Annotated in this window: 13 protein-coding genes and 2 pseudogenes; 5 read left to right on the top strand and 10 right to left on the bottom strand. The window is 59.4% G+C overall.

Going from position 1 to position 13,083, the window contains the following annotated elements:
- The first annotated feature begins 77 nt into the window (after positions 1 to 77).
- A complete protein-coding gene (locus EXE50_RS06420) occupies positions 78 to 491 on the top strand; it encodes a helix-turn-helix transcriptional regulator (protein ID WP_053771951.1) in 414 nt (137 codons plus the stop codon).
- 143 nt (positions 492 to 634) lie between these two features.
- Here the strand turns inward: EXE50_RS06420 and EXE50_RS06410 are convergent, their stop codons facing one another.
- The 7 genes from EXE50_RS06410 to EXE50_RS06380 form a co-directional block, all read right to left on the bottom strand.
- Entirely contained in the window at positions 635 to 1,066 is a 432-nt protein-coding gene (locus EXE50_RS06410) for a nucleotidyltransferase domain-containing protein (protein ID WP_137704645.1), read from the bottom strand.
- A gap of 228 nt (positions 1,067 to 1,294) precedes the next feature.
- Positions 1,295 to 1,666: a helix-turn-helix domain-containing protein gene (locus EXE50_RS06405; RefSeq protein WP_137704644.1), complete on the bottom strand. Its 372-nt coding sequence runs from the start codon at positions 1,664 to 1,666 to the stop codon at positions 1,295 to 1,297.
- 81 nt (positions 1,667 to 1,747) lie between these two features.
- Complete coding sequence (locus tag EXE50_RS06400) at positions 1,748 to 2,401, bottom strand: hypothetical protein (protein ID WP_137704643.1); 654 nt, start codon at positions 2,399 to 2,401, stop codon at positions 1,748 to 1,750.
- Positions 2,394 to 2,633 carry a hypothetical protein gene (locus EXE50_RS06395; protein ID WP_137704642.1) on the bottom strand — a complete coding sequence of 80 codons (240 nt, stop codon included), beginning with the start codon at positions 2,631 to 2,633 and terminating at the stop codon, positions 2,394 to 2,396. Before EXE50_RS06395 ends, EXE50_RS06400 begins: the two co-directional genes overlap by 8 nt.
- Entirely contained in the window at positions 2,630 to 5,395 is a 2,766-nt protein-coding gene (locus EXE50_RS17365; RefSeq protein ID WP_241982637.1) for a plasmid replication protein RepH, read from the bottom strand. The genes EXE50_RS06395 and EXE50_RS17365 overlap by 4 nt, the downstream gene beginning before the upstream one ends.
- A 47-nt stretch (positions 5,396 to 5,442) precedes the next feature.
- On the bottom strand, positions 5,443 to 5,919 hold the full coding sequence (locus EXE50_RS06385; protein WP_137704641.1) for a hypothetical protein: 477 nt from the start codon (positions 5,917 to 5,919) through the stop codon (positions 5,443 to 5,445).
- Positions 5,916 to 6,227: a PadR family transcriptional regulator gene (locus EXE50_RS06380; RefSeq protein ID WP_137704640.1), complete on the bottom strand. Its 312-nt coding sequence runs from the start codon at positions 6,225 to 6,227 to the stop codon at positions 5,916 to 5,918. The genes EXE50_RS06385 and EXE50_RS06380 overlap by 4 nt, the downstream gene beginning before the upstream one ends.
- Positions 6,228 to 6,610: 383 nt before the next feature.
- Here EXE50_RS06380 and EXE50_RS06375 point away from each other — a divergent pair, with 383 nt between their 5' ends.
- Both EXE50_RS06375 and EXE50_RS06370 read left to right on the top strand, forming a co-directional pair.
- Complete coding sequence (locus EXE50_RS06375; protein WP_137704639.1) at positions 6,611 to 6,931, top strand: MarR family transcriptional regulator; 321 nt, start codon at positions 6,611 to 6,613, stop codon at positions 6,929 to 6,931.
- Between the two features lie 179 nt (positions 6,932 to 7,110).
- On the top strand, positions 7,111 to 7,425 hold the full coding sequence (locus EXE50_RS06370; RefSeq protein WP_158293655.1) for a UDP binding domain-containing protein: 315 nt from the start codon (positions 7,111 to 7,113) through the stop codon (positions 7,423 to 7,425).
- 117 nt (positions 7,426 to 7,542) lie between these two features.
- Here the strand turns inward: EXE50_RS06370 and aglF are convergent, their stop codons facing one another.
- Positions 7,543 to 8,304: a UTP--glucose-1-phosphate uridylyltransferase AglF gene (aglF, locus tag EXE50_RS06365; protein ID WP_137704637.1), complete on the bottom strand. Its 762-nt coding sequence runs from the start codon at positions 8,302 to 8,304 to the stop codon at positions 7,543 to 7,545.
- 100 nt (positions 8,305 to 8,404) lie between these two features.
- Between aglF and aglM the strand changes: the two genes are divergently transcribed.
- On the top strand, positions 8,405 to 9,694 hold the full coding sequence (aglM, locus tag EXE50_RS06360) for a UDP-glucose 6-dehydrogenase AglM (protein ID WP_137704636.1): 1,290 nt from the start codon (positions 8,405 to 8,407) through the stop codon (positions 9,692 to 9,694).
- Positions 9,695 to 9,758: 64 nt separating this feature from the next.
- Here aglM and EXE50_RS06355 read toward each other — a convergent pair.
- Positions 9,759 to 10,248 (bottom strand): annotated as a pseudogene (locus EXE50_RS06355) (GDP-mannose 4,6-dehydratase); the annotation flags it as partial.
- Between the two features lie 63 nt (positions 10,249 to 10,311).
- Between EXE50_RS06355 and EXE50_RS06350 the strand changes: the two are divergent.
- A complete protein-coding gene (locus EXE50_RS06350; RefSeq protein ID WP_199241417.1) occupies positions 10,312 to 11,697 on the top strand; it encodes a glycosyltransferase family 2 protein in 1,386 nt (461 codons plus the stop codon).
- A 165-nt stretch (positions 11,698 to 11,862) separates the two neighbouring features.
- Here EXE50_RS06350 and EXE50_RS06345 read toward each other — a convergent pair.
- Positions 11,863 to 12,963, bottom strand: a pseudogene (locus tag EXE50_RS06345) (IS4 family transposase); the annotation flags it as partial.
- Positions 12,964 to 13,083: the final 120 nt, after the last annotated feature.

The following is a 13,083-nucleotide window of genomic DNA, read 5'->3' as shown; positions in this document are numbered from 1 at the left end:
TTTCAAGTACTCTGGGTTGTTGTAGGGTGATTTACTCGAGAGTAAACTACTTGTCGCCACGTCGTGTACCGTACAGTATGAGCACCGAACTTGGGACTGCTGAAGAGATGGAGTCGCGTGAACTCGTCCACTTCGTCACCCAGCAGACGCGATTTTCCCTTATCAACAACATCCTCCAACATCCCGATCAGCTTCCATCGATGTACGAACTTGAGGAGCTCAATCCCAGCGTCAGCGACGCCACCGTTTACAAACATATCCAGAAGCTGATCGACGCTGGTATCGTCAAAGAGGTCGCCGTCGACGCCGACGAACGTCGACAGGGGTACCCGTGGAAATTCTACGGCCTCACTACGGAAGGGCGGGAGTTCCTCGACGATCACAACCTCCTTGCAGCCGAAGGGACGCTCCAACAAATCTACGAAACAATCACAGACAAGCCTGAGAAGATGGTCAAGTACGAGAACGCACCACGCCCCACCGAGTCGTAGCTGTACAGGCGGTTCGAGGCGACTGTCTCGGGGCTTGACTCCGAGGCGATTCACTCGAGAGGAACTCTCGACGGGAAAGTTTCGCGTTGAGCTTGCCGTAGTACTGTTCGATCTGTTCGAGCTTGACCGCAACGACGCGTTCGTCAACCACGCAATCCATCCTCCGCTATCCGATCGATGACCGTACGCTGGTGCCGGCGAAGCGTCTCACGTTGCTCGTTAAATTCCGCCTCAATGTCTGTTTTGAACTGCTCGAAGGCCTGTTTATCGCCACAGAGTAGCTCGCCATTTACGGCATCGTGTGCGACATCCAGCGGGAGCGAGTCAATATCGGAAACGTCGATGAATGGGAACTCCTCGTGTTGGAGCTCACCAGACAGTACACACCGATTTTTGAATCGGTCCCGTTCAGAACAGTGTGCTGTGAACTTGACAGCGATATCAAAATCTGATGAGTGCGTTACTGTTCCCGAAAGCTGTGATCCGAATACAACGGCGAAGACGATGTCCGGATCAGCACAGACCACATCCTTGAGAGCGGAGCGTATCTGTGACCGATCAGCATTCGGTTCCATACAAGGATTCACATCGTATCATCACAAAAGAATCCCGCCAAGTCACATTCCATCAACGCCTTTGGAGACTACGCCCCCTGTAGGTACACCGTATTTGTAAAGCGCGTCGTGGAAACAAGAAGCCCCACCCTCAAGGACCGAACGGCGAAAGCCGTGAGCGAGTAGGGTGGAGTAGTTCACTATTATAGACGATGTCGCCACGTTCGAAAATTGGTGCCTTTTCGTCGGTCACTGTTCGTCCTCGACGCTTGGGTGAGATTCATCAGGTGCATGCTCGCGCCACGTCTCTTTGTTCTCCACACCTAGTTGATTGTTGAACAGGGCGGTCGCCCGCTCGTACCCGCTGTATCCTTCGAGGCGCTCTGTGTCATCAGTCACCGCCCAGTACGTCGCTTTGTGTTCGACCAGACTACGGTCTTTCAACCGTGAGAGTGCGGTGCTGACCGCCCCCTCGTCGACACCGATCTGGGAGGCGATTTCGCGTGGCTTGAATGCTCGATCTTCGTTTGTAGCGAGAAATCCGAGAACCTGATCCGGGATCGAAAGGCCCGCAAGCTCTTCCTTGCTCGTGTTTTCGAAGGTATCTCGGTCAATCGACATCGTTGGATAGGAATACGGTATCTATTGTAAAAGCGTTCGGCGTGAAACCTACGAAAATACTGAAAGCTTCGAAGAAGACCGTTATCCGAACTCGTAGTCGCTGTCGTAAGCGCTGACGTACTCGTTGTTGCCTGTTCTGTCCGGTACATAACACGGGCTTGTCCCCCCAGCGAAGAACACCGGCGCCTCGATGTCGAGGGTACTCTGTCGGATCACTATTGACGGGATGTGTTCGCGGAGTTCTCTTACCGAGGGTTCTCGGCGGGTACGGAACGTTCCCACGGGTGGTCGATGCTCCGTGAGCGGCGGCAGCCCGTCTTTTTCGAGATCTTCGATGGTGAGGATCCGAACATCGAGGTGTTGGGCGAGCGTCCACGCCGAGGCGGTGACGCCTCTGGCCACGACGAGGACGGGCATTGCGCGAGCCAGTGCGGCCCGGTGGGAGATTGCGGCGACAGCGTCGCGACCGACGAGGGTTGTGTGCCAGTCTTTACACTCACCAACGATGAAATCGTCCGGCTCGTTTCGTGGGGATTGTCGGCGCGCGAGGACATCGGTTTCAAGCCCGAAGAGCTGCTCATTGCGGGCGGTGAGATACCCCCACGTTTCGAGTGCGTCAGCGAACTTCCTTTCGAGCCACCGGCCGTTCGTGGGGTCGTGGTCCGTGGGTGTCTCCTCGGGGTCGCGACCCCCGACGTCTGGGATCTCCTCGCGGTCTTCGGGGTCGTCACTCATCGGTGGCCTCCGCGTTGGCGGCGTCCGTGGCTGTCTGTTCGAGTGCGCTCGCAACTGTGTGCGCCTCTGCTGCTGTGAGAGTCACGTACGTCGTCCCCCACTGCCCGCTGAAGGCGAGTCTGACGACTGACTCATCGAACTCATCGCGGTCGATTTGGATTGTGGCCGACTTGTGGGTGACTAGGTGGTCGCGCGTGACCGTTGTTTCGAGATCGAGTGTCGGGGTTGTCATTGTGTTTCACCCCCTTGTTTCGAGTGGAGCGATGGTGTCTCGGTACGGTGGATTGTTGTGGATTGGTGGGTGCCTGTCGGTGGGCTTTGGTGATCAGGTGCTATGCTGTCTGTGTTCATCGGACGGCTGGTGTCTTTTTTCATAAGGTGTGGTGTGAACAGGGCTGTCCAGGCGTGAGCGCTGCGTTGGCTGGCCCACGTGCTGGTGTGGCTGCGCACGCGTTCTGTGGCAGTTGTCTGTCGGTGCGCCAACAGCGGGGTTGAGCGAACGTCTGCGGGAGTTGTGTCCGTGGTGGTCCACCGTCTGTGGCCGTCGACGTGGACGGGTTGAACACGTTCAAGCTCGCTTACGGCGCTGATTCGGCGATCGTAACTGCTTGCCGAGATGCCGGCTCGTTCGATGAGCTCACTGCGGCCACACGGCTGGGCTGCTCGCAAGAGTGTGGCGTACAGTTTGGTCGCCGTAGGCGGCAGATCCGGCCGAAAGCGTGTCGGCGAGCGGGTGGCCGCTGCGCGTTCGACCTCCGCAGGCGTCGGCGTCGGTGACTCGTTCAGCGCGCCCAAGAGGCTCGCCACGACGTCGTACGGACACGCTTGGTGAGTGTCCGCCGGGCTGAACGAGCGCAGACACAGCCGCACGAGCCGCTGTCGCTCGCGGGGTGTCCACTGCACGTCGTGGGTCATCGCAACTCTCTCTATTGCCCGCCGGATGGCGGGGTAGGTCGTCCCGTCGACGACGGGGATCTTGAGGGGTGGTGCGTGTTCGGTGCCGTCGGCGATTGTTTCTCGGACGTCAGAGAGTTCTCCCCTGAGCGCCGTGGTGATCTGCTCGCCGAGGTCTGTGACAGTCGGCCCAGCAAGCACCCACGACATGGTGAGATCCACCTGTGTGTCGGGCGCAACCTCGTAGGGGAGTCGCCGGCGTAGCTTTGCGGACCGGTCTTCGAACAGCATGCGGTAGCCTGCGTGAATTCCGTAGACAGACTGTTTCGGGACTGTCTTGGCGAGAAACGTACAGAGATCCTGGAGTTGGGTGGGGTTGCGTGTGAGTGCGTCAGTATCCGGGAGTCTAAGCGTGGTCGTGAGGTCGATCCCGACCGCGTGATACAGCTGGGTGGCTGACGCAATCAGCCCGTGGAGATCGGCGAAGAGGGTGGCGCGCGCGGCGGTGTCGTCGCTGGCTGTGAGTTCGGCGACTTTCGCGAGGAGTCGATCTCGAACCGTTGTGATTCGCTTACGCCACGCTCCGTAGGTGGTTTCTGAATCGCTGTACCAGCCGACTTGGTGGCCACGGCGGAGAATGCGCTCGACGGGATACGCCTGGGTGCTGTCATCGATCGCTTCGAATTCGTGGCCGAGTCGTGATGGAGAAAGGATCTTCGAGAGCGCTTTCTCGCTGAGTAAGGCACCTGCGAGACGTCCCAGCGTTGCGAGGGGGCCACCCCACTGGAGCACGACGTGGGTTTGATCGTTGGTGTGGCTGAGGTACGCGACGCGGCCGTCGTCGAACGGGTGTGGGTGGTCGTCGACGAGGGTGATGGCGTCGTCGTGGGCGACGGTGGTGAATCGCTCGTGGAGGTGGGTTTTGGTGTTCCTTGGGCCGGTAAGCCACTGGACGTACTCGGCGTCTGCGTCGGGGTCGCCGGTTGCGGCCACCCACTCGTCGGGCGTGAGTGTCTCCTCGTCCGAACGGCGGGGCGACACTGTACTTGTGGAACCGTGAGGGGTCCCAGTAAGACGCTCACCGAGTCGGCGCTGATTCGGGTGGATGAGGTCGTCGGTGTCGTCGAGACACTCGTGCACGGCCAGTTTGCCGAGGTCGGTGAGCTGGACCGTGTTGTGCTTCCCACAGCGGTCGACCGTGACTAACTCACGGTCCTCGAGATCGAGGATATACCTACTAATGGTGCCGTCGGCGACGTCGACCGCGTGATCGGTGGTGAGATCCCGGTAGCTCCGGGCGTACTCGGGGTTGAGGTTCCCGAGGAGCCGGCGTTTTCCCGGTTCGGTGTCGAGGTCACGAATGGCCTTCCAGGCGGTCTCGACAGTTTGGCCGTGGTCGGTGTGGGGGGACCCATCCCGGCTGGCAGTAAGATCGAGGTGGCACTGGGTCCACTTTGGATACCGCTTCGAGAGATGTCGGCGGACTCTGGGAGAGGCGACGAGTCTCACGTCGAACCCATTAGCAAGAACGGCGATCGCCGCGAGTGCGCGGACGCCCGTGCGGCGGTCCGTAAGGGAGGTCCAGGCGTCGCCGTCTAACAAGAGGGTGAGGGTGGTCGGGTGGGCGTCGAGTTCGCGATGGAGTGCGACCGGCCCTTTCGCGAGCGCGCCGAGGTCGGCGTTGACTGGCCCGCGCCCCGTGCCGATGCTGGTGACGGTGTCGGTGAGATCAGCGTGTCGCTGTCGGTGGTACGGACTGAGCGTGGTGGTGGGTTCATCTCCGTAGGTAAGCGCGAGTGTCGTGATCGCGCGGGTGTACGCGACGGCTTCAGCGACGTCGTCGGTCCATGGTTCCTCGGTGTCTTTCCACGCTGGCAGGATTTTGGCGAGGAGTTGGGCGCTCGTCCGCCACGGATCCGTAGTGGCGTACTCGCGGATGGTTCGCTCGGTGTGAGCCCGGAGTTTGGTGAGGAGTTCTGGGACCCACTCGGTCAGCCGGGGTGAGACCGCTGGACAGGTAATCCCCTCCGTGGAGAGCTTCGTGGCGTGGCTGACGAGCCGGACCCCTCGCTTGCGGGCCGCGGGCTGGCGTGTTCGCATAGCCGATCACCTGCTGGTGGTGGGCTGGTTGGTTCCAGCGGCCAGCATTACTCCGACCTCTCGCGTGGGGAGCCACCATCAGAGCGGGCGTGTTCCCGAACCGCCGTGAGCAGTGGGGTTGGCTCCTGGCGTATCGGTTGGGTTGGATCGCGTGGTGTCGGGGCGTCCGGGTGGACGTGTGGCTTGGCCGTCGTCGTCGGACTCGTGACGACTGGGGTCGGATCGAGGAGGACGAACGTTGTCGATTGCGTTTGGGTGTTCGAACACGTCCCGATATGGCCCGTGAGGACGTACTCGCGAACACCACGGGTGAAGACGGTCGGGTGTTCGTGGACATCTGATCCACACATGATGTAGCCGATCGCGTACGCGGGCTCGCCGGCCGCGCGGTAGGCGTAGGCGGTGATGTCGTCGCCTTCGTGGAGGGGTTGGCCGCAGACTTGACAGATCGGGTGGGTAGTGTTGAGTGAGATGCGCGTGAGCTGGTGAAGGTCTGCGGCTTGTGGGTCGTTGGAGCGCGTCATTCGTGGCCGCCCTCCCTGTTGGTGTCAGTTTGCCACGCCTGGCGCGTGGCGAGTGTGCGGCGGCCCGATTCGGTGAGTCGGTACTGGGAGTCGGTGGGTTGTTCGGTGACGTAGTTGTACTCTACGAGTTTCTCGAGGATGTCACAGACTCGGGTGTGGTCAATGTCGTCGGTGTAGTAGTCGGTGAGTGCGTTGTGGAGTGGACCACTCTCGCTGGGGCCAGTCTGAGAGAGCACCCAGAGCAGGTCGCGGTGGGTAGCTGAGAGATCGGCAAGCGAGATGCCGTCGTTCTCGGTGTGGCTAGACATTGGGCCCCTCCACAGTGTCCTCGTCGGCGCTGCGTATCGTAGCGCACGTGCGACAAAGTGGGATGTCAGTGGCAGCGTTGTAGCTGTCGGCCAAGTTGAGACAGCGGTGACAGCCGAGGTTGGTACTGTTCGATCCGTCAGTCGTCTCGCAGGGCTTAAGCCCCGCAGTTGCCAGCATTAGCATGGTTCTGTGAGTGGACACAGAACCCGTCCCGGCTGGGTGCTGGAACACCGCGGCCGGGGTTTCTACACTTTCTCGCGAGCCGAGGGTTCGTCACTGGGCTCTGTAGCTACTAGTTGGTACTAATGTTACTTTAGTGTACTGGAAGTTTTCTAGTCAACTACTCGGACTACTATTAAATATGGGTCCTCCAAAGTAACGTATGAGATATGCTGGTGGATGGATGTCTGCAGCGGACGACCGCATCTTAGAGTATCTATCTGAAAATGAGTCCGGCTCTCCAACGAAAATGAAAAGAGAGGGTCCAATACGATATTCCCGTGTACAGGTTCATCGTCGGTGTAAGATACTGGCTGAAAAGGGACTAATTAAACATCTTGGGAATGGCGTCTACATGATCACCGAAGACGGCGAGGCATATCTTGAAGGTCGCTTGGACACTGAAGATTGGGAGTATATTGACGAAGAGACTGATGAGGATGCTCACGATGGTTCCACAGGAAACGTCGTTACTGATGGCTGAACGATGATTTTCTGAATCTGTGTGGAGTACTCTAGATTGAGAGATTGCTCTTAACCAACAGTGAATCTATTTTTACCACGACTGTTGGTTAACAGCGTCTCGTGTGACTTGGCTCTTGGAAAGCGAATTTCTGTGGATCAGATCCACATATTGATCTCAACTATGTCGTCAAATCCGCAGTGCTGAGGTTATACACACCGGGCAACTCCTCGCCGTCGAATCTCGTAGGCACGGGCGAGCGCGTTACCGCCCTCAGGCTTGCGTTCAAGCCCGACACCAACGATGTACGCAACCCCCGGGCGATCCCACTGATTGAGGACCTCCATGAGGGCGCGGCCGAGACCGTCGGCTATGACTCGATCGCGACCGAGATGATGCGCGACTGGCTCCTCGATACCAAATACACGGAGTCGGCGTCGGATGCGCTTTTGCGCGCGGCCATCGCGCCTAAATGGGTGGGTTCGCGGCGCTCGCTCCCGAATTCGACGCTGTAGCGCGCCCTCTAGTGGTCGACGGTCGCCGGATAATCGAGCGCGGCGGGGAGATCGTCTATGAGAAGCTGACGTGGTAGTTTGAGACACACATGTTGTGACCCAGGCTGAGGCAGCGGATCAGGGATCAGCGACGGACTCGCTCTCAACTCGATCTACACTCCTCTCCTCGCCGTCCGTGAGTCGACGCTCGGCCTCGTCGCGGTCCTCAGAATAGCCCACGTCGATCCGCCAGCCGTCGAGGCCGATGGCGTCGATGGTGCGGCCCGACTGGATGAGGAGATCAATCGCGTCGCTGATCTCGTACTCGTCGCGGTTCGACGGCTGGACGAGATGGCAGGCGTGGAAGATGGCGGGCGAGAAGGTGTAGAAGCCGGTCATCACGAGGTTGCTCGGCGGGTCCTCGGGCTTTTCGACCACGTCGGTGATCTCGCCGTACTGGTTCGTATCGCAGACGCCGTATCGGCTCGCTTCCTCCCAGGGGACCTCCTCAACGAGGAAGGCGGCGTCCGCGCGCTCCTCGCGCTGGCGTCGCACCACGTCTTTGAGATTCGCTTGGAAGATGTTGTCCCCGAGAATGAGCATGAAGTCGTCGTCGATGTGTTCCTCGACGGTGAGCAACGCATGGGCGAGCCCTTTCTGTTCGCGCTGGTGGGTGTAGGTGATCGGGATGCCCTCGTACTCGTCTCCATAGTGGTCGATGATCTGCTCTTTCTTGTAGCCGACCACGACGACGAGCCGGTCGGCCCCGAGCTCGAGCAGCTGGTCGAAACAGTGCGTGATCAGTGGCTTCCCGTCGACCTCGACCATCCCTTTGGGCTTGTCGTCGGTCAGCGGGCGGAGCCGCGTCCCTTTGCCGGCGGCGAGTACCACTGCGTCCATATCCTCGAATTCGTGAGGCCACCGGCAAAGCCGTTTCGGGTCGCTGAAGTGTCACGACCGGATCCCAGCGGTTTTGCCCTCGCTGTGCGTCGTGGCGGGTATGAAAGTCAACGTCGTCGGCAGCGGCTACGTCGGGACGACACTCGCGGCCTGTCTGGCGGATCTGGGCCACGAGGTAACGGCGATCGATATCGACCAGTCGGTCGTCGACGCGATCAACGCGGGCCGCGCCCCGCTTCACGAGCCCGGGCTTGACGAGCTGCTCGCCGAGCACGTGGGCGAGCGTCTTCACGCGACGACGTCGTACGAGACGCTTCCTAACGCGGACATCACCTTCCTCGCGATCGGGACGCCATCAGAAGCCGACGGCAGCATTGACGTCGGCCCGTTGTCGGCCGCTGCGGAGATGGTCGGCGAGGCGCTGGCTGGTGCCGATCCGGGCGCGCATCTGGTCGTCGTCAAGTCGACGATCACGCCGCTAGGGCTCGCTGACGTCCGGGAGGCGCTTGCGGCTGGAGTTGGTGACGGCGGTGGTGACGTGGCGTTTGCGACGAATCCGGAGTTCCTCCGCGAGGGGACTGCGGTTGCGGACTTCCAAGACCCAGATAAGGTCGTCTTCGGCACGGAGTCCGACAGCGCACTCGCAACCTTAGAGCAGTTGTATGCGCCGCTGATCGAAGCGAGCGACAGCCCCGTTGTTCGGACAGACCCGGCGACCGCGATGATGATCAAATACGCGAACAACGCCTTTCTCGCGACGAAGATCTCGCTGGCGAACGACCTCGGAAACATCTGTAAGGAGTTCGGACTGGACGCCTACGAGGTGATGAAGGCGGTGGGGCTCGACGACCGGATCGGGTCGGCGTTTCTGCGTTCGGGGGTCGGCTGGGGCGGGTCGTGTTTCCCGAAAGACGTTGCTGCGCTGATCGCTGCCGCCCGTGCGACCAGCTACGAACCGCCGCTGTTGAACGCGGCCGTCGACGTGAACGACCGCCAGCCTGAACGGCTGCTTGCGCTGCTTGACGAGCACGTCGATATTAGGGGTGAGCGCGTGGCCGTCCTTGGGCTGGCGTTCAAGCCCGGTACTGACGACGTGCGGAATTCGCGGGCGATCCCGTTGATTGAGGGGTTACAAGAGCGGGGCGCCGACGTGGTTGGGTACGACCCCGTTGCGACCGAGACGATGCTTGAGCGGTTCCCCGATATCGAGTACACGGACTCGGCCGCGGACGCGCTTGCTAGTGCTGTTGGGGCTGTCGTTGCGACCGACTGGGATGAGTTCGCGGCGTTGGACGACGAGTTTGACGCGATGGCTGAACCGGTGGTTGTGGACGGTCGGCGAATCATCGAGCGTCGCGAGGGGATCACATACGAGGGCTTGACGTGGTGATCTGGCACCCAGTAGCTGTAGTGAATGTGATGTATGATACCTGATTGTGTGAAGAGCCGTCCCGCTAGTTCACCTCAATCTCCCTCACATCGTGACATGGCTCGCAGACCAGCTCGACGCCCTCCTCGAAGCTGATCCGTGGCTCCCAGCCGGTGGCGGGTGGAACGTCGAGTAGTCCGCCATCGTGTCGTAGACGTAGCCGTCGAAGGGACACTCGACGTAGACCGGGTCGATGTCGGTGCCGAGCGCGTCGTTGATCATCGCGACCATCTCGTTGAACGAGCACTCCTCCTTGGTGTCGACGTTGTGTACGCCCGTCAGCTCGTGGTCGGCCGCGAACTCGCACGCGCGGGCCACGTCCGAGACGTGCGTGAAGTCGCGGGTCTGGGCGCCGTCGCAGAACAGCTCGGGCTCCTCCCCGGTCGCAATGGCGTCCGCGAACTGCGCGACCGTCTTCGTGTACTCCCCCTTGTGTTCCTCATTGCCGCCGAAGCTCTGGCGTACCGAAGAACTCGGAGGGTCCCTCTGCTCATGTTGTGGTGGTCGCCGTAGTAACTGAAGCCATGCTCTGATGTAGCTGTTAATGTTTTGTGTGTGGTGCGCGCCTAGTCGGTTACGTGATCGGGAAAGGACGCAGTGGGGTTGCTGTCGATGGAAGGGACGGAGACGTGGATGGCGGCGTTACATACTACCTCCCTCTGACTGTCGACGCTTATTCTTGGAAGGCCAATATCAGCATCTTCTTGAGTCCAGACGCGACTACAAAGATCCATGTGGCTCTCGCAGTCGTACAGTCTATCCCGCTTCTGGGGATCTGCGAACGGGGGGATTTGACTGTGATCTTAGAAGCCGTACTATCCACACTGTTTCTCCTGAGCGGACTCGCGCTGGCTCACACGTATTTCCTCTATCCGATAACCCTTCAGCTCTGGACGCGATTCGTCTCGGACCGGGGAGCGGCAACGAGTGAGGATCGACCCAGCGTCGCTTTGATCATCGCCGCGTACAACGAGGAGGAAGTCATCGCGGAGAAGATCGAGAACAGCCTCCAGTTGGAGTATCCGGAGAACGAACTCGACATCGTCGTGTTCTCCGACGCGTCCGACGACCGGACCGACGAGATCGTCGAGGAATACGAGGAACAGGGCGTGTCTCTCATCCAGATCGAGGGGCGGGTCGGCAAGACCGAGTGTCAGAACCGCGTCGCCGATCTCGTTGAGGAGGATATACTCGTGTTCTCGGACGCCAACAGCATGTACGAACCTGATGCGATCTCCGAACTCGTGTCGAGATTCGCTCCGGGAGTCGGTTGCGTGGTCGGTGAACTCCGGTATCGGGAGGCGAGTGACGTCGGGGGAGAGTCGGTGTACTGGCGATACGAGTCCTGGATCAAACGGCTCGAATCACGGTTCTACTCGCTCGTCACGGGAAACGGGTCGATCTACGCAGTGAAGGTGGATTCGTACGTGCCGCAACCGGCCGACGCGATCAGTGATTTCACCGAACCGCTCTCGATCCTTCGGAACGGCGAGCGGGTCGTTTACGCTCCCGGTGCGGTCGCGTGGGAGGAGACCGAGAGTTCGACAGCCGACGAACTTCAGCGGCGCGTTCGGATCGTCACCCGTTCCTGGAACAGTATCGTTCGATTTCGTGATCTGCTTGAACCGCTTCGAAACACGCGAATTGCTTATCAACTGTGGTCACACAAGATGCTTCGATGGCTCTCCCCCGTGCTCTTGTTTGGAGTTCTCGTTGCGAACGTTGGCCTCGTGTTGGTAATGCCCTTAGTGATCTTTGAGTTGTTGCTCGCAGGACAACTGTTGTTCTACTTGTTTGCGACTGTTGGGTGGGTAACAGACCGACTTGACATTGAGGATCCGATTCTCACCCATGTTCCCTTCTATTTTCTCCAAGCAAATTACGGAATGATTTTGGGATTTGTTGAGTTCATGCGCGGAAATAACATCGTAACTTGGGAGACGTCTGACAGAGCAAAGGAGTAGGTGTACGACCCTGTCTCACATCGTCGCAGAAATGATTGCTGTTGGGTTGAACGAACCCCCCAATTTCGGCCATGGACAATACTCGATTGAGACCTCGTTGAAGTCTTGTCGGAGCCATTCTCAGTACATCACAAAGCCGGTTAGTTGAGACGCATCCGTCTTTAGTTAAGCCTCACACCTCGGTTGTGTAGCGGTAGCGAGTGTCTCTTGTAAGATTGGTCGTTGCTTGTGGATCTTTTGAGCGTCTTCGATCAGCCGGCCGAGCAGCGGCGGTGGTGAGTAGCCGAGGAACTCACCGAGTTCGTGGAGAATGAGCTGGGCGTGCAACCGGAAGGTCGCCGCCCAGCGCTCTGTCGGAAACACAAGCTCATCATCCGCCTGCTCAGTGACTAGATCCAACAGATCACAGCTTACAAGCAGCGACAGCAACGCTGCGTACAATAAGATCCTCACCACGCGTTCGTCACTCGTGTCGAACTCGTTCAATTCGTACTGCGTCTTCAGCTCCCGGAACAGCAACTCAACTTCTCACCGACAGCGGTAGATCTCCGCTAAATCAGCTGAAAAAAACTCTTCCCTAGCTAAATTCGTCATGTACAGGTGGTAGTCGTAGGCGTCCTCGTCGCGGACGCCGACGACGCGAAGCCGATTCGTATCCAGCGACTGTGTCCCATTGTATGGCCCCCGTTTGAATTCGACTTCGACCTCCACATCGATGTATTTCCGGTCAAGATCATCGAGAACAGCTCGGAGCTGCTTGCCCTCTAAGGGAATGGCGCGGCCGCGCCATTCCCGTAGCTCCCCGGTAATCAGCGGATTCGCGTTCTGCTTCAGCCGACTCACGAAGTAGCCGTCGTTTTCGTCGATCAGCGCAAACCGGCGGTACTTGAAGTAGGCGAGATCGAACAGCATGAGCCGGTTCGCAAGCCACGGCCCTGTTTTGAACAAGGTGCTGTCGTGCGTTTTCTCGTTAGCAGTATCGAGCTGTTCAATCGTCTGCTCTGTGGCATTGTGGAGCAGGTTGAGCTTCGCTCTAGCCTGCTCCTCGTGGCGGGCTTCGAACTGATCCGAGAGAAGTTCGTGTAACCGCAACACCGTTCCATCAGCGACCATCACGTCTCTAAATCGGTCGATATCAGCGTCAACAGCGTTAGGAACAGCGACCTCGTCGAGGCCGCGCTCAACGAGGTCGCGGAGGTACTCCGCAAGCGTCGGTGTCAACCGCTGATAGAATCCACCTGGCGCAATCGTCTCATCGGCAGTCGCTCTTCAGTAGACTGGCGGAACCAGGAGCAGTAGTGCCTCTGGCCCGGCAAAAACGGGTATGTATGAAGACCGTCCTGCCTTCGGCCAGAGGCTATCGGAACTTGCGGAACTTGGGGTACG

This window comes from Halorubrum sp. ARQ200 (assembly GCF_005435115.1).
GTDB lineage: Archaea > Halobacteriota > Halobacteria > Halobacteriales > Haloferacaceae > Halorubrum > Halorubrum tropicale.
The sequence above is the reverse complement of the archived record's forward strand: the minus strand, read 5'-3'. Positions and strand labels throughout refer to the sequence as shown.

Bases quoted from the DNA above. Each gene is read 5' to 3' on its own strand.
- EXE50_RS06400 (WP_137704643.1), bottom strand. From the start codon at position 2,401: ATGAGTGACGACCCCGAAGACCGCGAGGAGATCCCAGACGTCGGGGGT.
- EXE50_RS06420 (WP_053771951.1), top strand. From the start codon at position 78: ATGAGCACCGAACTTGGGACTGCTGAAGAGATGGAGTCGCGTGAACTC.
- EXE50_RS17365 (WP_241982637.1), bottom strand. From the start codon at position 5,395: ATGCGAACACGCCAGCCCGCGGCCCGCAAGCGAGGGGTCCGGCTCGTC.
- aglF (WP_137704637.1), bottom strand. From the start codon at position 8,304: ATGGACGCAGTGGTACTCGCCGCCGGCAAAGGGACGCGGCTCCGCCCG.
- EXE50_RS06375 (WP_137704639.1), top strand. From the start codon at position 6,611: ATGAGATATGCTGGTGGATGGATGTCTGCAGCGGACGACCGCATCTTA.
- EXE50_RS06395 (WP_137704642.1), bottom strand. From the start codon at position 2,633: ATGACAACCCCGACACTCGATCTCGAAACAACGGTCACGCGCGACCAC.
- EXE50_RS06385 (WP_137704641.1), bottom strand. From the start codon at position 5,919: ATGACGCGCTCCAACGACCCACAAGCCGCAGACCTTCACCAGCTCACG.
- EXE50_RS06410 (WP_137704645.1), bottom strand. From the start codon at position 1,066: ATGGAACCGAATGCTGATCGGTCACAGATACGCTCCGCTCTCAAGGAT.
- EXE50_RS06380 (WP_137704640.1), bottom strand. From the start codon at position 6,227: ATGTCTAGCCACACCGAGAACGACGGCATCTCGCTTGCCGATCTCTCA.
- EXE50_RS06405 (WP_137704644.1), bottom strand. From the start codon at position 1,666: ATGTCGATTGACCGAGATACCTTCGAAAACACGAGCAAGGAAGAGCTT.
- aglM (WP_137704636.1), top strand. From the start codon at position 8,405: ATGAAAGTCAACGTCGTCGGCAGCGGCTACGTCGGGACGACACTCGCG.